Annotated in this window: 17 protein-coding genes; 5 read left to right on the top strand and 12 right to left on the bottom strand. The window is 52.6% G+C overall.

What is annotated here, in order from left to right:
• Nucleotides 1–14: 14 nt before the first annotated feature.
• The 8 genes from rseP to rpsB all read right to left on the bottom strand — a co-directional run bounded on the left by rseP (nt 15) and on the right by rpsB (nt 8,066).
• Complete coding sequence (gene rseP / locus ACLJRH_RS18335; RefSeq protein ID WP_000949017.1) at nt 15–1,367, bottom strand: sigma E protease regulator RseP; 1,353 nt, start codon at nt 1,365–1,367, stop codon at nt 15–17.
• An 11-nt stretch (nt 1,368–1,378) separates the two neighbouring features.
• The gene (cdsA, locus tag ACLJRH_RS18330) at nt 1,379–2,236 is read right to left on the bottom strand and encodes a phosphatidate cytidylyltransferase (protein WP_000922425.1); all 858 of its coding nucleotides are present in this window, start codon (nt 2,234–2,236) and stop codon (nt 1,379–1,381) included.
• Nucleotides 2,237–2,248: 12 nt separating this feature from the next.
• Complete coding sequence (gene ispU / locus ACLJRH_RS18325; protein WP_000947413.1) at nt 2,249–3,007, bottom strand: (2E,6E)-farnesyl-diphosphate-specific ditrans,polycis-undecaprenyl-diphosphate synthase; 759 nt, start codon at nt 3,005–3,007, stop codon at nt 2,249–2,251.
• 312 nt (nt 3,008–3,319) lie between these two features.
• Nucleotides 3,320–4,516 (bottom strand): 1-deoxy-D-xylulose-5-phosphate reductoisomerase, encoded by a 1,197-nt coding sequence (gene ispC / locus ACLJRH_RS18320; RefSeq protein WP_000811899.1) that lies wholly within the window; start codon nt 4,514–4,516, stop codon nt 3,320–3,322.
• A gap of 141 nt (nt 4,517–4,657) precedes the next feature.
• A complete protein-coding gene (frr, locus tag ACLJRH_RS18315) occupies nt 4,658–5,215 on the bottom strand; it encodes a ribosome recycling factor (RefSeq protein WP_000622423.1) in 558 nt (185 codons plus the stop codon).
• Nucleotides 5,216–5,361: 146 nt separating this feature from the next.
• Entirely contained in the window at nt 5,362–6,087 is a 726-nt protein-coding gene (pyrH, locus tag ACLJRH_RS18310; protein ID WP_000224567.1) for a UMP kinase, read from the bottom strand.
• 144 nt (nt 6,088–6,231) lie between these two features.
• Entirely contained in the window at nt 6,232–7,083 is an 852-nt protein-coding gene (tsf, locus tag ACLJRH_RS18305; RefSeq protein WP_000808106.1) for a translation elongation factor Ts, read from the bottom strand.
• A gap of 257 nt (nt 7,084–7,340) precedes the next feature.
• The gene (gene rpsB / locus ACLJRH_RS18300) at nt 7,341–8,066 is read right to left on the bottom strand and encodes a 30S ribosomal protein S2 (protein WP_000246886.1); all 726 of its coding nucleotides are present in this window, start codon (nt 8,064–8,066) and stop codon (nt 7,341–7,343) included.
• A 450-nt stretch (nt 8,067–8,516) separates the two neighbouring features.
• On the opposite strand from rpsB, the gene map reads away from it, so the two are divergent.
• The 3 genes from map to dapD all read left to right on the top strand — a co-directional run bounded on the left by map (nt 8,517) and on the right by dapD (nt 13,075).
• On the top strand, nt 8,517–9,311 hold the full coding sequence (gene map, locus ACLJRH_RS18295; protein ID WP_001018214.1) for a type I methionyl aminopeptidase: 795 nt from the start codon (nt 8,517–8,519) through the stop codon (nt 9,309–9,311).
• 237 nt (nt 9,312–9,548) lie between these two features.
• On the top strand, nt 9,549–12,221 hold the full coding sequence (gene glnD / locus ACLJRH_RS18290) for a bifunctional uridylyltransferase/uridylyl-removing protein GlnD (protein ID WP_023137353.1): 2,673 nt from the start codon (nt 9,549–9,551) through the stop codon (nt 12,219–12,221).
• A 29-nt stretch (nt 12,222–12,250) separates the two neighbouring features.
• Nucleotides 12,251–13,075, top strand: a complete 825-nt coding sequence (gene dapD, locus ACLJRH_RS18285; RefSeq protein WP_001186676.1) for a 2,3,4,5-tetrahydropyridine-2,6-dicarboxylate N-succinyltransferase — start codon at nt 12,251–12,253, stop codon at nt 13,073–13,075.
• Between the two features lie 36 nt (nt 13,076–13,111).
• Here the strand turns inward: dapD and ACLJRH_RS18280 are convergent, their stop codons facing one another.
• A complete protein-coding gene (locus ACLJRH_RS18280; protein WP_000017175.1) occupies nt 13,112–14,413 on the bottom strand; it encodes an MFS transporter in 1,302 nt (433 codons plus the stop codon).
• Between the two features lie 246 nt (nt 14,414–14,659).
• Between ACLJRH_RS18280 and ACLJRH_RS18275 the strand changes: the two genes are divergently transcribed.
• Both ACLJRH_RS18275 and ACLJRH_RS18270 read left to right on the top strand, forming a co-directional pair.
• Nucleotides 14,660–15,046 carry a DUF3461 family protein gene (locus ACLJRH_RS18275; RefSeq protein ID WP_000272193.1) on the top strand — a complete coding sequence of 129 codons (387 nt, stop codon included), beginning with the start codon at nt 14,660–14,662 and terminating at the stop codon, nt 15,044–15,046.
• A gap of 185 nt (nt 15,047–15,231) precedes the next feature.
• Nucleotides 15,232–18,201 (top strand): putative mucin/carbohydrate-binding domain-containing protein, encoded by a 2,970-nt coding sequence (locus ACLJRH_RS18270; protein ID WP_023137354.1) that lies wholly within the window; start codon nt 15,232–15,234, stop codon nt 18,199–18,201.
• Between the two features lie 120 nt (nt 18,202–18,321).
• Here the strand turns inward: ACLJRH_RS18270 and cdaR are convergent, their stop codons facing one another.
• The 3 genes from cdaR to dgt form a co-directional block, all read right to left on the bottom strand.
• Complete coding sequence (gene cdaR, locus ACLJRH_RS18265) at nt 18,322–19,479, bottom strand: DNA-binding transcriptional regulator CdaR (protein ID WP_000929420.1); 1,158 nt, start codon at nt 19,477–19,479, stop codon at nt 18,322–18,324.
• 152 nt (nt 19,480–19,631) lie between these two features.
• On the bottom strand, nt 19,632–21,059 hold the full coding sequence (gene degP, locus ACLJRH_RS18260; protein WP_000753958.1) for a serine endoprotease DegP: 1,428 nt from the start codon (nt 21,057–21,059) through the stop codon (nt 19,632–19,634).
• A gap of 129 nt (nt 21,060–21,188) precedes the next feature.
• Nucleotides 21,189–22,706 carry a dGTPase gene (gene dgt / locus ACLJRH_RS18255; RefSeq protein ID WP_000146450.1) on the bottom strand — a complete coding sequence of 506 codons (1,518 nt, stop codon included), beginning with the start codon at nt 22,704–22,706 and terminating at the stop codon, nt 21,189–21,191.
• Between the last annotated feature and the right edge of the window lie 77 nt (nt 22,707–22,783).

The following is a 22,783-nucleotide window of genomic DNA, read 5'->3' as shown; positions in this document are numbered from 1 at the left end:
CCTAACTAACTCTCTTACAACCGAGAGAAATCATTGAAAAGTGCAAGCCCCATTAACAACACCAGCAAAATCGAGCCAATGCGATAACTAAAGTCTTGAACCCGCTCGGATACCGGCCCGCCCTTAAGCTTTTCAATCGCCAGGAACAGCAGATGACCCCCGTCAAGAACGGGCAGCGGAAACAGGTTGATTATCCCTAAGTTCACGCTGATTAGCGCAAGGAACATCAGGTAATAAATCACCCCGAACTCCGCTGACATCCCAGCCCCCTGAGCGATAGAAATCGGCCCACTGAGGTTGTTCAGTTTCACATCACCGGTTATCAATTTACCCAGCATACTGACCGTCAGCTTCATCAACTGCCACGTCTTATCCGTGGCTTCGAGGATGGCGCTAAAAGGCCCATACTGGCGTATAGTCTTGTACTCTTCCGGCAGAGGAATAATTTTAGGCACCACGCCTGCAAACCCTTCCGCCTTTCCGTTAACCGATTTCGTATCCGGCGTTAACGTCAACGACAAGGCGCTCCCCTGCCTTTCAATCTCTAACGCTAACGGCTTACCGGGATTATCGCGTACAAACGTCACGAATTTCATCCACTGCGTTAACGGCTGACCATCGACTTTAACGATCCTGTCGCCCGCTTGCAAACCCGCTTTACTGGCTGCGGAATTCGCCTGCACTTCTGACAGTACCGGTTCAATCTGTGGCCCGCGGGGCCGAATCCCTAAAGAAGATACAGGATCTTGCTTATCAGGCTCAAATGCCCAGTGACGTAAATCAAGCGTTTTGTCCTGCCGCTGGTCGCTGCCAAACGGCGCGACGCTCACCGTCGTCTGCTGATCGCCAATTTTGGACACCAGTTGTAAACGCACGGCATCCCAATCAGGGGTTTCGATACCATCAACAGCTTTAAGTTCCGTACCAGGCGCAATTTGCGCCTGCGCAGCAATCGAGTTGGGCGTTATTTCGCCAATGACCGGACGAACGCCAGGGACGCCGATGATAAAGACCAGCCAGTAAGCAAAGATAGCAAAAATGAAGTTCGCAACCGGACCTGCGGCAATAATTGCGGCGCGCTGGCCCACCGTTTTGTTGTTGAAGGCGTGACGACGCAATTCCGGCGCTACCGGTTCGGCGCGTTCATCCAGCATTTTGACGTAGCCGCCCAGCGGGATCAGGGCGATGACATACTCGGTGCCGTACCGATCGGTACGACGCCAGAGCGCTTTGCCAAAACCGATGGAAAAGCGCTCAACTCGCACACCGCAGCGCCGGGCAACCCAGAAATGACCAAATTCATGCACAGTGATCAGCACGCCCAGTGCGATGATGAATGCAGCCAGATTCCAGAGAATACTCAGCATAAAACCTTCCGTTAGAGCGTCCTGAACACCAGTAACAACAGGCAAGCAAAGACCGGTACGGCAGCCGTCAGGCTGTCAATTCGGTCCAGAATGCCGCCATGGCCTGGAATCAAGTGGCCGCTATCCTTAATTCCTGCTTCGCGCTTAAACATACTCTCGGTGAGGTCGCCCAGTACAGAAGCCAGAGCCGCCACCACAGAGCAAATCAGCAAGATAACAGGCGCAACATTCAGATTCGCCCACATACCGTAACCCCATGAGATCACGGCAGCCGTAGCAAGCCCGCCGATAAACCCTTGCCAGGTTTTACCCGGGGAAACCTTCGGCGCCAGCTTATGTTTGCCAAATAATTTACCAAACATATACGCGCCAGAGTCCGCTCCCCAGACCAGGATCATGACATAGAGTAGCCATATTGCGCCACTGTAATGATTCTCGTCATAGTGCCAGGCGCGCAGCGCCAGCATGCCCCAGAAAAATGGCACGATAGTTAACAAACCGAAAATGAGACGCAATGTTTTTGAGTTGCGCCAGATTGTCGCCGAACCGGGATAAAATAGCACCAGCAGTAGCGCGACAACCCACCATCCTAACGATGCCCAAAGCGACATCTCAACCAGCGGTTGACGAATGTTATGATGATACTCAGGCAACAAAAATAGCATCAGCGCCAATAACAGACCACACAGCACCGCCAGCCAAACCCGCTGTGAACGCGCGGCGAAACCGCTTAACTGTCCCCATTCCCACGCGGCCAGCATACAGACAACCAGCGTAATAATGGCGAACCCCACCGGCGGCAATAAAAAAAGCGCAGCGATGACCGCGGGTATTAACACAAAAGCAGAAATCAGGCGATACTTCAGCAAAAGCAACCCCCATCAGGCTTTGTCATCACCAGGCTCGGTACCGCCGAAACGACGCTCTCGATTAGCAAAGGCATGCAGCGCACCTTCAAAGTCTTGTTCATCGAAATCGGGCCAAAGAACATCCGTAAAGTAAAGTTCGGCATAGGCAATTTGCCAAAGCAAAAAGTTACTAATGCGATGCTCTCCCCCAGTCCTAATTACTAAATCCACAGGCGCCAGCTCATGCATACAGATTTGCTGGCCTAGTCTCTCTTCATCAATCTGATCGGGGCGCAGCACTCCAGCCTGCACCTGTTCCGCCAGTTGTCGGACTCCCTGGACAATATCCCAACGTCCGCCGTAATTCGCAGCGATATTCAGCGTTAGACCCGTATTATGGGCGGTAAGCGCTTCTGATTTGCGAATACGTTCTTGTAAACGTGAGTTGAATCGGCTGATATCGCCGATAATACGCAGGCGAACGTTATGGCGGTGCAGGCTTTTGACTTCGCTATCCAGCGCCCACACAAACAGCTCCATTAACGCGCTCACTTCCTGCGCCGGTCGGTTCCAGTTTTCACTACTAAAGGCATACAGCGTTAACGCATCAATACCGTTATTGGCAGCAAAAGAGACCGCTCGCCGGACGGACTTCGCCCCGGCTTTATGCCCAAAGGCCCGGATCTTCCCTTGCTTTTTCGCCCAGCGACCATTGCCATCCATAATTATTGCAACATGACGGCAGCCATGCGCTGGCAAATTTTCGCTTACTGGTTGAGTTGCAGACAACATAACGCGTTTTTTGTCCCTGAAAGGATTTAGCGGTACTCAGGAATACTGAAGCCTTTATACACATTCTCTTCGGTCCGCTTCGCGGATGGCTGCGCGTCATCGCCCCTGTCGTGCGCTGTCTGCGCACGCCGGGAACGTATTCGCCTGCCGTCCCGATGCGTCCTGAATGATTTTGTGTATCCACAAAAAAGCCGTGTAAAACCACGGCTAACCTGACCGAAAAAAGCCAAAAACCTGCGATCAGGTGGCGCAGACTATATCACCGAAGCCCAACGCTAACAAATAGCACGATCTTCTGTCGCGGGATAATCGTCAGCGTGAGAGCCGTATCACTTGTTTTCTGGCTACTTCACGCGCGATGGCGTCAACCTGCAATACGTCCTCAACGCTTGCCGGTTCCTGTAAATCCATCCTCTCCAGCACCGCTAAATTGAGCCCGGCGATATCGGTAAAACGAATCTGTTGCGCCAGAAACGCGGCAACGGTGATTTCGTTTGCCGCATTGAGCGCCGTCGTTGCCGCCTGACCTTGCTCAAACGCCTCCATCGCCAGCTTCAGGCATGGATAACGCTGATAATCTGGCGCGCTAAACGTCAGCGCGCTGAGTTTGCAAAAATCGAGCGGCTGCGCGCCGGACGCGACGCGATTCGGCCATGCCATCGTATGCGCAATAGGCGTACGCATGTCAGGTTCTCCAAGCTGCGCCAGGACGCTGCCGTCCTGATAACGCACCATCGAATGAATGACCGATTGCGGATGGATCAACACTTCCATCTGACGTGCGCTGGCATTAAATAACCAACGCGCTTCAATGTATTCCAGACCTTTATTCATCATGGTGGCGGAGTCGACGGAGATTTTTCGCCCCATCGACCAGTTCGGATGACGACATGCCTGATCCGGCGTCATCGCTGCCAGATCGCACATTGGCGTTTCACGAAACGGGCCACCAGACCCGGTAAGCAAAATCGACGTTACGCCATTTTGCTCAAGGTCAGCGTATCCCAGATTATGCTGAATAGATTGCGGCAAACTCTGAAAAATCGCGTTATGTTCGCTATCGACGGGTAAAAGCCGGGCGTTGCTGCGTTTTACTTCGTCCATAAACAGCCGCCCGCAGGTCACCAGCGATTCTTTATTCGCCAGCAGAATCGTCTTCCCTGCGCGGATCGCCGCCAGGGTCGGCAGTAAACCAGCCGCGCCCACAATGGCCGCCATCACATGCCCGACCTCATCAAGCGCCGCCATCTCACAGGCAGCCTGCTGACCGCTCAGAACCTCGGTGCGGCTGCCATGCTGCTGAAGCATTATTTTGAGCTGTTCTGCGCTCGACGTATCGTCCATCACGGCATAACGCGGCGAGAACTCCAGGCACTGCTCCGCCATGCGGGCGACATTTTTACCCGCCACCAGCGCGATAACGCGGAAGCTATCAGGATTATGGCGCACCACGTCCAGTGTGCTGCAACCAATAGAGCCGGTCGAGCCCAGAATGGTTAATTGCTTCATGAAACGTCCAGAAGTGTTGAAACGGAATAAAAAGCAAAACGCCGCACAGGAGACCTGATAATGTCTTCTGCGCGGCGCTTTGTACACCACTCATCCGCCAGGTTTAGCGGTGGAATGAGTTTATATCTGCGTACAGATCAATCAGAACTGCATCAGTTCTGCTTCTTTATCTGCCAACGCCGCATCCACTTTCTTAATTGCCGCGTCGGTCATTTTCTGTACTTCTTCCTGAGAGCGACGATCGTCATCTTCACTGATCGCTTTATCTTTCAGCAGAGCTTTTACTTTATCGTTCGCATCACGGCGGACGTTACGAACGGCGACACGCGCCTGCTCCGCTTCGCCACGGACAATTTTCGTCAGATCTTTACGACGTTCTTCGGTCAGCGGCGGCAGCGGAACGCGAATGTCGGTGCCCGCAGAGCTTGGATTCAAACCGAGGTCTGACGCCATGATCGCTTTTTCAACGGCTGGCCCCATAGAACGGTCAAACACGTTAATTTTTAAGGTACGGGAGTCTTCTACCGTTACGCTTGCCAACTGGCGCAGCGGGGTCGGAGTGCCATAGTATTCTACGACAATACCATCCAGCAGGCTGGGAGAAGCACGACCCGTGCGCACTTTGCTGATTTGGGTTTTGAACGCTTCAACGCATTTTTCCATGCGTACTTCAGCATCTTTTCTGATATCGCTAATCACGTTACGAATCCTTGAAAACTAGTCTCAGTCAGACCAGACGGTCACACAATACAAAGATGTGCTAAGTATAGTCTCGTTTAATTTCTGCCAGGTAATAAGACCCGTCAATAGAACAGAATCTTACCCGTATTTGGCGCTCACGGGAATTATTCCGTGATTAACGTCCCTTCTTTTTCGCCCATCACCACACGACGCAGCGCGCCCGGTTTGTTCATGTTGAAAACACGAATCGGCAGTTTGTGGTCACGAGCCAGCGTGAACGCCGCCAGATCCATCACTTTCAGCTCTTTATCCAGCACTTCGCTGTAGGTCAGCTGATCGTACATGGTCGCGGAAGGATCTTTTGCCGGATCGGCAGTGAATACGCCATCCACTTTGGTCGCTTTCAGTACGACATCCGCTTCAATTTCGATCCCGCGCAGACAGGCCGCAGAGTCGGTAGTGAAGAACGGGTTACCCGTACCTGCAGACAGAATCACAACACGGTTATTACGCAGCAGGCTAATAGCCTCGGCCCAACTGTAGTTGTCGCATACGCCGTTTAAAGGAATTGCCGACATCAGGCGGGCGTTCACATAGGCGCGGTGAAGCGCATCACGCATTGCCAGGCCGTTCATGACGGTGGCCAACATGCCCATGTGGTCGCCCACAACGCGGTTCATCCCCGCTTTTGCCAGACCTGCGCCACGGAACAGGTTACCACCGCCAATCACCACACCAACCTGAATACCCAGTTCAACCAGTTCTTTGATCTCCTGAGCCATACGATCCAGTATGCTTGCATCAATACCGAAGCCTTCCGTACCCTGCAGAGCTTCGCCGCTTAATTTAAGCAGAATGCGTTTATAGACGGGTTTTGCATTGGTAGCCATGTTTCTTTCCTGAGACTGTCAACGATTGATATGAGTTAATTCCGGCGACATTGTACGTCGCATTTCAGCGCAGACGCCAGGCGTCGGCTGATTTTACAAGAGAGGCGCAAAAAGAAGCCGCCCTCAGGCGGCTCCTCAGGAAAATCAGGACTGCTTAGACATCGCAGCAACTTCTGCTGCAAAGTCAGTCTCGACTTTCTCAATGCCTTCGCCCACTTCAAAGCGGATGAAGCCAGTCACGTCAGCGTTGTGCTCTTTCAGCAGTTGGCCAACAGATTTGCTCGGTTCCATGACGAAAGGCTGACCAGTCAGAGAAACTTCGCCGGTGAATTTCTTCATGCGGCCTTCAACCATTTTCTCTGCGATTTCTTTCGGCTTACCGGACTGCATCGCGATGTCCAGCTGTACCTGGTACTCTTTCTCTACCACGTCAGCAGACACGTCTTCCGGCTTAACGAATTCCGGCTTGCTTGCCGCAACGTGCATCGCCAGCTGTTTAACCAGCTCTTCGTCAGCGCCTTTAGCGGCAACCAGAACGCCGATGCGCGCACCGTGCTGGTAAGAACCCAGAACGTCGCCTTCCAGGGAAGCTACGCGACGAATGTTGATGTTCTCGCCAATTTTCGCTACCAGAGCAACGCGCTCTTCTTCGAACTGCGCTTTCAGGACTTCTACGTCAGTGATTTTGCCAGCAACAGCGGCGTCCAGCACTTTGTCAGCAAATGCCTGGAAGCCAGCATCTTTAGCCACGAAGTCAGTCTGGCAGTTAACTTCCAGAATGAAAGCGACGTTACCGTCGATTTTGGTTTTGATTACGCCGTCAGCAGCCACGTTGCCTGCTTTTTTCGCCGCTTTGATAGCGCCGGACTTACGCATGTTTTCGATTGCCAGCTCAATGTCGCCATTCGCTTCAGTCAGCGCTTTTTTGCAATCCATCATGCCTGCGCCAGTACGCTCACGCAGCTCTTTTACCAGGGATGCGGTAATTTCAGCCATTCTAAAATCCTCGAAAGATTTGATCTGCCCGGCATCAAACCGCACAGATATAAAAGTGAAAAAGGGGGCCATATACAGGCCCCCTAACCAAACGTGATACTACCTGGTCTATAAGGGCTCTCCCCTTCATATTTCGAGCCGCAGGTGCGTTGCCTTCACTCGCTCATCCCGGTCACTTACTGATGTAAGCTCCCGGGAATTCTCGAGCTTGCCGCCTTCCTGCAACTCGAACTATTTTAGGGAGTTATCAAGCCTTATTACTCGGCTTCTACGAAGCTTTCTTCCGCCTGGGAAGCCAGATCCTGAGAACGGCCTTCACGAACGGTTGCAGCGACAGCGCCCAGGTACAGGCTAACAGCACGGATTGCGTCATCGTTACCCGGGATAACGAAGTCAACGCCGTCCGGATCAGAGTTGGTATCAACGATAGCAAATACCGGGATACCCAGGTTGTTCGCTTCTTTGATAGCAATGTGCTCGTGGTCAGCATCGATAACGAACAGAGCGTCCGGCAGACCGCCCATGTCTTTGATACCGCCCAGGCTGTTTTCCAGTTTCTCAAGCTCACGAGTACGCATCAGCGCTTCTTTCTTGGTCAGCTTTTCGAAAGTACCGTCCTGAGACTGAGTTTCCAGGTCTTTCAGACGTTTGATGGACTGACGAACTGTTTTCCAGTTAGTCAGCATACCGCCCAGCCAGCGATGGTTCACGAAGAACTGGTCGCAGCTGTTAGCAGCTTCTTTCACCGCTTCGCTTGCAGCGCGTTTAGTACCAACGAAAAGGATTTTACCTTTACGAGCAGAGATCTTGTTCAGTTCAGCCAGAGCTTCGTTGAACATCGGTACAGTTTTCTCAAGGTTGATGATGTGAACTTTGTTACGCGCGCCGAAGATGAAAGGCTTCATTTTCGGGTTCCAGTAACGGGTCTGGTGACCAAAGTGAACACCAGCCTTGAGCATGTCGCGCATGGAAACAGTTGCCATGATTTAAAACCTCTATAGATTAAGTTGGGGTTATGCCTCCACGTATCCCATATTACCGACCCCAAAGGGCACCCCGGAATATGTGCCGATACGTGTGTGTTGTTACACAAAGTGAGATTTGTCGCTCCCGTCCATCGTGTGTAGTCTTCGAATGGATCGGAAGTCCGGCGCGCTTTATACCACAAATACGCCACCGACACCAATAATTGTTGGCACTCAATGCTGAATTGAACGATGAATTTCGTGTTACAAGCAGGCGGCAAATTTTTGCATCCCCTGGAGCTTACGGCTAATAAGTGACTGGGGTGAAAAAATGTCGCCAACGCACCTGTGGCACGAAAGGCGAAGTTCAGAATGATTCTCAATTTGGCAGGGTACACCCCTGACTGATACCATTGTCAGCACTTACACAATTATTGCCGAAATCATCGGCACTGATGGACAGAATTCATGGCTATCTCTATCAAGACATCTGAAGACATCGAAAAAATGCGCGTCGCGGGCCGTCTGGCAGCCGAAGTGCTGGAAATGATCGAACCGTATATCAAACCGGGCGTCACCACTGGCGAACTGGACCGTATCTGTAACGATTACATCGTTAACGAACAACACGCGATCTCCGCCTGCCTCGGCTACCACGGCTATCCGAAATCCGTCTGTATCTCTATTAATGAAGTGGTGTGCCACGGCATTCCGGATGACGCTAAACATTTGAAAGATGGTGATATCGTCAACATCGACGTGACCGTGATTAAAGATGAATTCCACGGCGATACCTCGAAGATGTTTATCGTCGGCAAACCGACCATTCTGGGCGAGCGTCTGTGCCGCGTCACGCAAGAGAGCCTGTATCTGGGCATCAAAATGGTGAAACCGGGCATTCGCCTGCGCACCATTGGTGCCGCCATCCAGAAATATGCCGAAGGCGAAGGTTTCTCCGTGGTACGTGAATACTGCGGACACGGTATTGGTCGCGGCTTCCATGAAGAACCGCAGGTGCTGCATTATGATGCAGACGATGGCGGCGTCGTGTTGCAGCCTGGCATGACCTTTACCATTGAACCGATGCTGAACGCCGGGGATTACCGTATCCGCACCATGAAAGATGGCTGGACGGTAAAAACCAAAGACCGCAGCTTGTCTGCTCAGTACGAGCATACTATTGTGGTAACGGAAAACGGCTGTGAAATTCTGACGCTGCGTAAAGATGACACCATCCCGGCGATCATCACACACGACGAATAATGTTTTGCCTGATGGCGATGCCTTCGCATCTTATCAGGCCTACAAATTACACCTTTACTCAAAATCATTCGAGTTGCCTCAAGGCGGCAAGAGAGTGAATCTTCAGGAGCGTACATAAGTACGTGACTGGAGTGAACGAGCGCAGCCAACGTAGAAGCAACTTGAAGGATGAAGAGTAAATACGTAGGCCGGATAAGGCGTTCACGCCATTATCCGGCTTTTTAATGGGTGGCGCATATGAATACTCTTCCTGAACAGCACGCGAATACCGCACTCCCCACCCTCCCGGACCAGCCGCAAAACCCTGGCGTCTGGCCGCGCGCTGAACTGACCGTCGCTGGTATCAAAGCCCGCATCGACATCTTTCAACACTGGCTGGGCGAGGCATTTGACAGCGGCATTTGTGCTGAACAGCTTATTGAAGCCCGAACCGAATTTATCGACCAGTTGTTGCAACGCCTGTGGATTGAGGCCGGTTTCGGTCAGATTGCCGATCTGGCGCTGGTCGCCGTCGGCGGCTATGGACGCGGCGAACTGCATCCGCTTTCCGATATTGATCTGCTCATTTTAAGCCGCAAAAAGCTGCCCGATGAACAGGCACAAAAGGTCGGCGAACTGCTGACTTTATTATGGGACGTCAAGCTGGATGTCGGGCATAGTGTACGTACGCTGGAAGAGTGTCTGCTGGAAGGTCTGTCTGATTTAACCGTTGCGACAAACCTCATCGAAACGCGCCTGCTGATCGGTGATGTTGCTCTGTTTCTGGCACTGCAAAAACATATTTTCAGCGAAGGTTTTTGGCCGTCCGACAAATTTTACGCCGCCAAAGTAGAAGAGCAGAACCAGCGCCACCAGCGCTATCACGGCACCAGCTATAATCTGGAGCCGGATATTAAAAGCAGCCCCGGCGGCCTGCGCGATATCCATACATTGCAGTGGGTCGCCCGACGTCACTTCGGCGCTACCTCGCTCGATGAGATGGTGGGATTCGGCTTTTTAACCCCCGCAGAGCGCGCGGAGCTCAACGAGTGCCTGCATATCCTGTGGCGCATTCGCTTTGCGCTACATCTGGTGGTCAGCCGCTACGATAACCGCCTGCTGTTCGACCGCCAGTTAAGCGTCGCTCAACGCCTTAACTACAGCGGCGAGGGTAATGATCCGGTTGAGCGGATGATGAAAGACTACTTCCGGGTTACGCGCCGGGTGAGCGAACTTAATCAGATGCTGCTTCAGCTATTTGACGAGGCGATTCTGGCGCTGCCTGCGGATGAAAAACCACGTCCTGTTGACGATGAGTTTCAACTGCGCGGCACGCTCATTGATCTGCGTGACGACACGCTGTTTATCCGCGAACCGCAAGCGATCCTGCGCATGTTTTATATGATGGTGCGCAATAGCGCGATCACCGGCATCTACTCTACGACGTTACGCCACTTGCGCCACGCCCGCCGTCACCTGAGCCAACCGCTGTGTTACATCCCGGAGGCGCGCACTCTGTTTCTGAGTATGCTGCGCCATCCCGGCGCGGTCAGCCGCGGCCTGCTGCCTATGCATCGCCACAGCGTACTGTGGGCTTATATGCCGCAGTGGTCGCACATCGTCGGACAAATGCAGTTTGACCTGTTCCACGCATACACGGTGGATGAACACACCATCCGCGTAATGCTCAAACTGGAGAGCTTCGCGAAAGAAGAGACGCGCCAGCGCCATCCGCTATGCGTCGATCTCTGGCCGCGGCTTCCCCATCCGGAACTGATCCTGATCGCCGCGCTGTTCCACGATATTGCGAAAGGACGCGGCGGCGACCATTCGGTACTGGGCGCGCAGGATGTACTCACCTTCGCCGAACTGCACGGTTTGAACTCACGCGAAACGCAACTGGTCGCCTGGCTGGTGCGCCAACACCTGCTGATGTCAGTCACCGCCCAGCGCCGCGACATCCAGGATCCGGAAGTCATCAAGCAGTTCGCCGAAGAGGTGCAAACCGAAACACGGCTGCGTTTTCTGGTCTGCCTGACCGTCGCGGACATCTGCGCGACCAACGAAACCTTGTGGAATAGCTGGAAACAGAGCCTGCTGCGCGAGCTGTACTTCGCCACTGAAAAACAGCTCAGACGTGGAATGCAAAATACGCCGGATATGCGTGAGCGCGTGCGTCACCATCAGCTTCAGGCGCTGGCGCTGCTGCGAATGGACAATATTGATGAAGCCGCGCTGCACAAAATCTGGACCCGCTGTCGCGCTAACTATTTTGTTCGTCATAGTCCAAATCAGCTCGCCTGGCACGCACGCCATTTATTGCAGCACGATCTGAGCCAACCGTTAGTGTTGCTCAGTCCGCAAGCCACGCGCGGCGGAACCGAAATTTTTATCTGGAGTCCGGACAGACCCTATCTGTTTGCCGCCGTCTGCGCCGAGCTGGACAGGCGTAATTTAAGCGTCCATGACGCGCAGATCTTTACCACTCGCGACGGCATGGCAATGGATACGTTTATCGTTCTGGAACCAGACGGCAGCCCGCTGGCGGCGGATCGCCATGACGTTATTCGCACCGGTCTTGAACAGACCATTATGCAGCGTAGCTGGCAGCCGCCGCAGCCGCGTCGGCAACCGGCAAAGTTACGGCACTTTACGGTCGAAACGGAAGTCAATTTTTTGCCCACCCATACTGACAGAAAATCATTCATGGAATTGATCGCGCTCGATCAACCTGGTCTGCTGGCCAGGGTCGGACAAATTTTTGCCGATCTGGGAATTTCGCTTCATGGCGCCCGAATTACAACCATTGGTGAACGAGTAGAAGATTTATTCATAATCGCCACAGCGGATCGGCGCGCGCTTAATAATGTGCTGCAACTTGAGGTGCAACAACGGTTGACAGCGGCCCTCAATCCAAACGATAAAGGGTAGTGTGTTTATTTATATGAAAGAGTTTAACAATGCAGCAGTTACAGAACGTTATTGAGACCGCTTTTGAGCGCCGCGCCGATATTACGCCGGTTAATGTAGATACCGTGACCCGAGAGGCGGTAAACCAGGTCATTTCTCTACTTGATTCCGGCGCGCTGCGTGTCGCAGAAAAAATCGACGGTCAGTGGGTCACTCACCAGTGGTTGAAGAAAGCGGTTCTGCTCTCTTTCCGTATTAACGATAACCAGGTTATCGACGGTGCGGAAAGCCGCTACTTCGATAAAGTCCCGATGAAATTCGCTGATTACGACGAAGCGCGTTTTCAGAAAGAAGGCTTCCGCGTCGTTCCGCCTGCAGCCGTTCGTCAGGGCGCATTTATCGCCCGCAACACCGTGCTGATGCCGTCTTACGTTAACATCGGCGCCTACGTTGACGAAGGCACCATGGTTGATACCTGGGCGACGGTGGGTTCCTGCGCGCAGATTGGTAAAAATGTTCACCTTTCCGGCGGCGTGGGTATCGGCGGCGTACTGGAGCCTCTGCAGGCTAACCCGACCATCATTGAAGACAACTGCTTTATTGGCGCGCGTTCTGAAGTCGTGGAAGGCGTCATTGTCGAAGAAGGTTCCGTCATTTCCATGGGGGTATACCTCGGCCAGAGCACCAAAATCTACGATCGCGAAACCGGTGAAGTTCACTATGGCCGCGTACCGGCGGGCTCCGTGGTCGTTTCCGGCAACCTGCCGTCAAAAGACGGTAAGTACAGTTTGTACTGCGCGGTGATCGTGAAAAAAGTCGACGCCAAAACGCGTGGCAAAGTGGGCATTAACGAATTATTGCGCACTATTGATTAAGCGAGTGAAAAGCGGGGGCGACAGCCCCCCTTTGCATTACGGCGAATGCGGTAACACGGTTTCCGGCGCAATCTTTGCCGCAAATGCCGAAGCCAACGCAGTCAAAACGACATAACCGGCAACCAAAGTCCAACTGTTATCATAGACTGCGCTTAACGCTTTAGCGATAAACGGCGTGAATCCCCCTGCCACAACCGCCCCCAACTGAGCGCCAATTGATGAACCGCTGTAGCGTACAGGCGGATGAAACAGTCCGGCGAAAAAAGAAGGTTGCACGGCATTCAGTGAATTATGACCAATGTTAATAAGCAGAACGTAGCCCATTGTCATCAGTATGAGCGAACGGCTTTCCAGCAGCCAGAAAAAGGGAAAAGCCATTGCCGCGACAAAAAGCGCGCCGAAAATATACACCTGACGGCAGCCACGCCGATCCGACATGATGCCAAATAGCACGTGCATGGGATACGCCAGCAGACAGGTGAACATTACAATGTACAGAATAGTCAGGCTGGCAATCCCAAGCTGCGTCGTCGCCCAGGAAACCGCGAAGACGGTGGCAAGAAAAAAGGGAACGCTTTCCGCAAAACGTAGAATTATAATCAGCAAAATGCTGCGCCATTGTTCTCGTACCACTTTGACCACCGGCCTTTCTTCTTTTTGCTGCATATGCTTAATGGCCTGCTGCTTTTTAAACGCACGGAAGACAGGCGTCTCATCCAGACGATGACGCATATATAATCCAGGCAGCACCAAAAGCGCACTGAGCAGAAAAGGAATACGCCATCCCCACAATAACAACGCATCCTTCGGTAATTGGGTCACGACTATAAATGCGCCTGTCGCCAATAATTGTCCCGTGAGTCCTCCTGTTTGCGATAGCGCGCTTAACCGCCCCCGGTGCTTTCCAGCAGCATATTCCACGACCATTAACATGGCGCCTCCCCATTCGCCTCCAACCATAAATCCCTGCAGAAAACGCAGAATAACCAGTAAGGCAGGCGCCAGCGCGCCAATACTGGCGTAAGAAGGCAGGCAACCGATGAGAAACGTGACCGCGCCCATCCCACCTAACGTGATTAATAACGTGTTTTTACGCCCAAGCGTATCTCCCCTGTTGCCAAAAAATAGCGCGCCCAGCGGCCGGGAAATAAATCCCACGCCGAAACTGGCAAAAGAAGATAACGTTGCAGTCAATGGGCTGGCGCCAGGGAAAAAAAGCGGGCCAAATACCAGCGCGCTTGCCAGGCCGTATAATAGAAAATCATAATATTCAATGGAGTTTCCTATCCAGGCGGAAATCACCACCCGGCGAATAGTAGCATTATACGTTCCGGACATAGACTCCGCCTCTCAAGGTTATCGACCACTACCTCCGGTCAATTTTCCACACTGACCTCAAACGCTTTCTCTATAAACGGAATATCGCGTTGAATTACTTAAACTATCAATAACCACCGCCCTTTTACTCATGACGTTGCCGAGACGTCTTCTGCGATCAACCGCGCTTTTTTTGTATCCATTGGTGGCGAAAAACCAACTTTTCGTTAATTATTCAAAAGTTATAGTGTGATGAAGGATACCGCTATGTATGACAATCTAAAAAGTCTGGGCATTACCAATCCTGAGGAAATCGATCGTTACAGCCTGCGGCAAGAAGCCAATAACGATATCCTGAAAATCTATTTTCAAAAGGATAGAGGTGAATTCTTTGCTAAAAGCGTGAAGTTTAAGTATCCACGCCAGCGCAAAACGGTGGTCGCCGATGGCATCGGTCAGGGTTATAAAGAAGTACAGGAGATTAGCCCTAACCTACGCTATGTGATTGACGAGCTGGACCAAATCTGCCAGCGCGACCGCTCAGAACTCGATCTCAAACGTAAGATCCTCGACGACTTGCGCCACCTGGAAAGCGTCGTCGCGAATAAGATCAGTGAAATCGAAGCCGATCTGGACAAGCTTACCCGCAAATAAAAAAGCTGCCGGGGCTTCATTTCGGGCCCCTCTCACTCTGCTGCTCCCTCTCATCCGCCTCACGGCTACCACCATTTTTCATCACTATGCCTCACAGCGGCTCAATACATATCATTTCGTTATCCTGCTGTATTTATTAATAAAAATAAAAAGCTATGTTCATCCTCCCTATTTATGGAGGTTATATGACTCAGGAAATCACGCTAACATGTTATTCGCTGCCAGCGGCCCCCGGACTGGATAACATCAAATTTGAAAAGGGGCGCGAGCACGACCGCCAGGCGCTGGGATTTATTCTGCCAGCGAATACGCAGCTGCAAATCCGCCAGCCAAATAACAACGCCGGTAACGCCAGACTCCGTCTGCTGTGCAATGACTCAGCGTGTGAGAAATCGCTTACGCTGAACGGCAACTGGCAAACGATCAGCACAACGGTCGATTCCGTTCCCTTTATTGATACCCTCTTTTTTGCGCAGGGCGGCGAGTTTTCGGTGATCTACCGACAGCCAACCAGCAATAAAAATTTGCCACACTGGCGTAAGGGGCAATCCGAAGACGCTTTTTTCCAGACCTGGGAAGAACAGGCGTCGCCTTTTGCCCTGCTGGAACTGGACCGCGTGCGTTTTCTGCTGCCCTGGGCGGATCGCGCTAATGTCATCAACGCCGGTATCACCGCGCTGGATGCATACTATACGCGAGTGATCGACGCCTATAATGACTGGACTGGTCTCAGCGATAGCCCTGCTTCGCCGCTTAATCAAAATGTCGCTAACCGCTATTTTATTAAAGCGGATAAACACGGCGTCGGCGCGGCTTATTATCTCCCCTGGTGGTGCGCGCAAACGGCAGCAACATTAAGCCAGGGGTGGATCGATAATGTCGCCACGCAGTGGACGATTCTGCATGAAATCGGTCACGGCTATCAGGGCGTCTTTATGAATGACGTCGACCTGCCAGTCGGTGAGGTGTGGAACAACATTTACGCCGCTTTTTTCCAGCAGCTTAACCTGAACCAGGGGAACCATCTTTATACCGACGGCTGGCTCTATGATTACGGGCGGCAGCCTGAGCAGGAGTTGCAATTCATTACCCATCTGCGGAATCGCACGCCGATTAGCGCCTGGGGCGTCCGACCCCGTCTGCAATTTCTGATGCTGATGTTATTTAAAGGCGGAACAGAAGCCTTCCGGGCGTTTAACCAGAACTACCGCGCGCTGGGTGCTGGCGAAAACTTTTTGCCCTGCGAGCATCGCCTGACCGATCTGCTGGCGGACGCCATCGCCACAGCCTCAGGTTATGACGTCGCGCCGTTTATTCAGCTGTGCGGCTTACCGGTCAATGCGTTCACCCGCGAGCAGATCGCCGCACAGGCGGTAAAACCCGTCTGGCCGCTTTACGATCTGCTGCCGGAGCGCGAATGGGAAAGCGCGCGCCAGCAGTTGGGACTGGACTCTTTTGTCTGGCTGGTTGAAAACGCCGAGCTGGCGGCGCTGAACAAAACGGGAACGCTCACGCTAACGCTGAATATCGATCAGCCGGAGCAACTTTATGGACGCGCCTTAACGCTACACGACAACGCCGGCAACACGTATACATTGCCCGTCAACGACAGTACGCTCACGTTAACTCCCCTGCCCATTGGCATTTACCATCTCACCCTGCCCAAAGGGCGATCGCAGAAATACCGCCCAGACACGGACTATGTGGTTATCCGCGAAGGGGAAAACGCGCTTACCGTTAATTTCACCGCCTTGCAGGACAGCGCCGCGCATAATGAGCAGTTGATTTTCCTCGGCTACGGCGACATGCCCTTCGCCCGTTTAGCCGTGGATCATGAGGCCAGACAATTAGTTCTGGACATCACGAAAGCCACGCCGCACAGCTACTTCGCGAATACCTTATACGCCAGCATAACGGTGTTAACCGCCAGCGGCGAAAAGGTTTTTGAACGTAAGATGAACGGAACAAACTGCGCCACCGGAAAAATTGTGGTGCCGTTTAGCGACCACTACCATCTTTATCTTTATCATGCCGAGCCTGGCCGCCTGAAAGCCTCGCCGGGCTATCTGACATTGGTCTCGTCGACGAAATATCAGTTACTGCGTCTTGATAGCGAAGGGCTTTATCATTTTTCGCTCAACAACGATCCTGCCGCAGATCTCCAGGCTATGTTTATCCATCGCGCAGATGCTATCCGCGCCTGCCCTTCATTGATGGCGCAACCTTATGCCGCTTGCAAAAACGATCTCTGGCTGATGCTCTCCCACATTGAAGAGCCGACCCGTAGCGCGTTAATGCGCGACAGCGTTGATGTGCTGCCGACGGATAACAGCGAGCCGGGCGAAGGCATCGGTAAAGGCGTGACGTTGCAGTTACGCGGACAAGGCGACAGAACGTTTTGCCAGCTTGCTTACGATAATCGGCAACAGCGTATGACAATAGAAACACTGGCCGGGCAGCCTCATCCCTACTATACCGCGACATACAGCACGCTCACGGTGAAGGAGGAGTCCGGCGAGGTTATCTATAGCCGTCATTATGATGGCATCACCCACTATTCAGCCGATAGCGATACGGTTGTTTTGCAAGCGGGAATGTACATTGAGCTCTTCCATGACGAACCTTACCGTTGCAGCGCCATCAATGAAACGACCGGGCAAAACGTCACGCTGAAAAAACACAACCGCTGGCGCGTGGTGAGCGATGGGCTGGAGGTCGACTCACCGGAACAAACGGAAGAGAAAAATACCTCCGATGCTGCCGCATTATATGGCGATAAATTCAGCTGGCAGCTTATTGGCAAGGAAGAAAATGGTTTTGCCAGTATGGAAATAGACATCCGTGCGCAACAATTTATCTTTACCGCATACCCAATTGTGCCGCATAGCGACTTCGCAACGGAATATGCGGCAGTGACGATTTATAATACGCGCGGTACGGTGGTTTACCGTCAGTCGATAAAAGGTTCGGTGCAGCTTGGCGGCTATACTGACGTCTGCGGGCTGGGTGAGGATTATACGATTGAGGTCTTTCATGCCGAGGGCGCAGACCAGTCGGTTATCCGCAACCCGCTCAATGGCGAAAGCTGGCCGCAGCCGCAACACGTGATCTGGCAGGTCACGGCGCGGGGATTGCAGCGCCTGACCACGAATTAACCCCCCCCATCACAGCGTCTTCGGGCGCTGTGAGATTACGTTGTCAAATGGCGGTTTTGCCTAATCCGGCCTACTACTTCGCCCAAGTTCCCTGCTCTGGTCAGCGAAGCGCCGCCGGACTTAACGCTGTTCATCCAGTTGTAGCGCCACATACAGCAACAGCCGATCGTCAAAATTTCCCAAATCCAGCCCGGTCAGTTCCGAAATACGATTTAGCCGATATTCCAGCGTGTTACGATGAATAAACAGCGCCTTAGAGGTCGCCAGCGGCTGGACATTATGGCGAAACCACGCCGTCAGCGTCCGACGTAATAATCCGTTGTTATCCATCGCTTTGAGTTTTACCAGCGGGCGCGCCAGCTCATTGGCCTGCCAGCCGCCACGCAGGCTATCTAACAGAACCGGCAGCATCAAATCCTGATAAAAATAGCTGCGGCTTTCTGGCATCCGCTGTTTGCCGACCATCATCGTGGTGCGCGCCGTGCGGTATGAGCGTGCAATACTGCCCGGCCCGGTAAAGTAATTGCCCAGCGCCACGCGAAAACGTAGCTGACCATTCTCTTTCATTCGCGAGATAAGCTGCTCTACGCGCTTACGATGATCTTCAGCATCCCAGCGACCAAACGAGTTTAAGGCGGGTTTGAGCACCACCATCTCGGTGAGAGACACAATGGCTATCAGGTTGTTACGCTCCGGCGTGGTAAGCGCATTCTGCAACTGCTGAAGTTCCGCCATTGCGCTATCGACGCCAAGCTGGCCGCTGTCGACTTCCACCACCGCCGCCACACGTGGCTGGTTCAAATCGATCCCCAAACGCTGCGCCCATTCCACCAGCGCCGGCGTATTTTCTTCGGCCTGAATCAGGTTCATCACCAGCTCTTCGCGCAAACGGCTATCCTGCGCCAAAAGGTGCATTAACCGCGACTGCTCCAGCATCATTTCGGCAGTCATACACACCAGTTCGCCATATTTACGCAGATGCTCTGGTTCGCCGGTGAGACCGATCACGCCGACAATTTCGCCCTCAAGGCGTAAGGGAAGATTAATCCCCTGACGTACCCCGTGCAGGTGTCGCGCCACGGCGTCGTCGATATCCACAACCCGGCCCTGCGACAGCACTAACAGCGCGCCTTCGTGCAATTCACCAATACGTTCCCGATCGCCGCTGCCGATAATACGCCCGCGGGCATCCATTACGTTGATATTGGTATCGATGATGCGCATAGTGCGCGCCACGATATCCTGCGCCATTTTGGTATCAAGATGCCAGCCAGCCATAAATCCCTCCTGTGAGCAGAGCACAAGCATAAGGAAGATGACAAGTCTCGACATTGTGCAAATGCACAAAACGGTGCAAATAAGTATGGTGTTGTGGGGGGTTTCACAGAAAAGTGTTGCCCCCTTCCATGGCGGAAGGGGGACAAAGGTGATTACTGCATCAGCAAATAAATAGAACTATCACCACGCTGAATATTCAGCGCCAGCACCGACGGCTTGCTGTCGAGAATTTTACGCAGCTCAGCGATATTTTTCACCGGCTGCTGGTTAGCGCCGATAATGACATCGCCTTTTTTGAGGCCAATTTGCGCGGCGGGTGAATTCGCTTTCACGCTGCTCACCACAACGCCTTTATCCTGGCCTTTATTGCTCATTTCAGCGCCTTCAATCCCGCTGAAGATGGTGCTGGAATCAACCTGACTCTGGCTGCTCTGCTGCAGTTCCAGATTAACCGTAATCGCTTTACCTTCACGCAGCAGACCGAGGCTGATTTTGCTGCCGACCGGCATAGTGCCGACCTGAGCGCGCAGCGCCGCAAAGCTGCTGATCGGTTTACCGTTCAGCGAGGTAATGACATCCCCGGCTTTGATACCCGCTTTCGCCGCGGACGAATTCGGCATCACCTGGCTGACGAACGCGCCACGCTGGGCGTCGACTTTCATCGCTTTCGCCAATTCGGAATTCAGCTCAGTCCCCATGATCCCCAGTTCGCCGCGTTTCACCTGGCCGTATTCCACCATCTGCGACGTCAGGTTTTTCACCATGTTACTGGGGATAGCGAAGCCGATACCGATGTTGCCGCCGTCCGGCGCCAGAATCGCGGTGTTAATACCGATCAGCTCACCGTTCAGGTTCACCAGCGCGCCGCCGGAGTTACCGCGGTTAATCGCGGCGTCGGTCTGAATAAAGTTCTCGTAATTTTCTACGTTCAGGCCGCTACGCCCCAGCGCCGAAACGATACCTGACGTCACCGTTTCGCCCAGACCAAACGGGTTACCAATAGCGACGGTATAATCCCCCACGCGCAGCGCGTCGGAGTCCGCCAGCTTAATCGCCGTCAGGTTCTTCGGATTCTGAATTTGAATCAGCGCGATATCAGAACGTGGATCTTTGCCCACCACTTTAGCATCGAATTTACGTCCATCGCTAAGCTGTACTTTAATCACGCTGGCGTTATCAACCACGTGGTTGTTGGTAACGACGTAGCCCTTCGCGGCGTCAATAATTACGCCGGAGCCCAGCGCCATGAATTTCTGTTGTTGACCGCCGTTGCCGCCGTTACCGCCGCCCTGGCAGAACGGAGAATTCTGGAACGGAGAACCGTCCTGGCAGAACGGGGAGTCATCGCCAAAGAACTGCTGGAAATTACGCGGCATACGCGGCGTATTCACCGTGGTGCTACCTTCTACATTAATACTGACCACCGATGGCATCACTTTTTCGAGCATCGGTGCCAGGCTTGGCATCTGCTGGGCAGTCATTGCTGAAGAGGACGTTTCAGCCGCCGTGGCAGACAGAGGCGACAATGCCAAACCTAAACTCAGAGCCAGTGCACTCATTGCTAATGTGGTTTTTTTCATGTGTTTCAATCTCGATTAACAGGTAACGCAAAATTGCTGTGTACGTCAGATTCATTTTATAACGCGAAGTTCCGGAACAAAGTTTCTGGAAAAAGTAAAAATTTATTGTCCATCTTTACAAAAGTCCATTTACTGTTCGACCGCCATCAAACGCCGATATTCATCCCATGCGTAAAGGTCAGTCATCCCGCTGATATAATCCTGAATCAACCGACAGCGATAATAATATTCCAGTACCGGGTACTCCGCCGAATCCGTAGGTAATTTACTGACGACTTCCACGTAGGCCAAACGATGGCGCGTAGAAAGTTTCTGAAATAAGCGCGATTCTATGGGGAAGCGTTTCAACCGTTCTTTTTCCACCAGCTCGCGAAAGTCGTTAAGCGACAAACTTAATAGCGGCTGATAGATATCTAATAACCCGCTGATCACCCGGTATCCCTGTAGTTCAAGCTGTTCTACATCCGGATGGCTAAACACATGTTCAACCGCCACATTCTTATAGAGTTCAAGCAGGCGGCTAAAACCGCTGGCATCTTCCAGTAACGCCTGATTGAAGGTACCGGCAAAAATCTGCGGCAAATTATCAATAAAACGCTGAGCGGCATAGGGCACCAGTTTATTTAATGTATTTACCCGTAAATACATAAAAAACTGATCTTCGGTACTGCGGCTTAATGTATTGGCGCGTGATTTTTCCCACGCATTTCCTACCACCAGCTCAAACAGCGAATCCTTCTCATGGTGGCCCCACGCGTGATATAAATGGTGGTAAAGCTGCTCAACGCTAAAGATTCTTTTCTCTACCGCATCTTCAAGATCGGCGACACAATAAGAAATATCATCTGCGGCTTCCATAATCCACGTTAATGGAAAGCGACTGTAAGGCGCTAACTGCAGTTCTTTACGTAACCTCGCAATATACTTCTCTTCAGAAAGATAATAGCCCGGTTTCTTCATTAAATAGCGATGGGAATCCGGCACCGGCCCTCGCCACCATGCCGGACGGGTATATTTTAAAATTCCGCCAACCTGCGCCCAGGTAAGATTCATCCGCATGAGCGTATGTACCAGACGAATTCCCTGTGCATTGCCTTCAAAATGGCAGATATCCTGACGTACCTTGCGGCGAATATCGTTCAGATTTTCTTCGCCTTCCTGTAACCGTAGCGAGGAAACCACACAGCGATCATGCGTGAGCGGCTGACTTTCCGCATCTTCCGGATGCAGCCGCTGACGAAACCAGTCATTGATCGCCGCCTCGCCAAAATGACCGAACGGCGGATTACCGATGTCGTGCATCAGGCAGGCCATTTCCACAATACTTTCAAAGGGACCGGTCAGCGCGTCCAGGCCGTACTCCTCCAGTCGGTTTTGCTCTTTCAGGCGGCTTAAAATCTCTTTCGCGATATAACGCCCCACCTGCTGCACCTCCATCGAATGCGTCAGGCGAGTACGTACTGCGGCATTGCGCTCCAGCGGGAAAACCTGCGTTTTTTGCTGCAAACGGCGTATAGCCGGAGAGTTGATAATCCGCCCGCGATCGCTTTCAAAAATCCGCAGGATCTCATGTTCCGTCTTTACGCCCTGCGGTGAACGATAACGACGATGCCAGTTAATTTTATTTCGGAAATCGATCGATGCCATATTCTCTCCCCGCCTGAGAAATGCGCTTCCCCATAAGCGCATGATAAACTATGCCCTCAAAACTGACTTATCGCGAG

Origin of the sequence: Salmonella sp. SAL04162 (assembly GCF_046551535.1) — a bacterium.
In the GTDB taxonomy this organism is placed as follows: Bacteria; Pseudomonadota; Gammaproteobacteria; order Enterobacterales; family Enterobacteriaceae; genus Salmonella; species Salmonella enterica.
The sequence above is the reverse complement of the archived record's forward strand: the minus strand, read 5'-3'. Positions and strand labels throughout refer to the sequence as shown.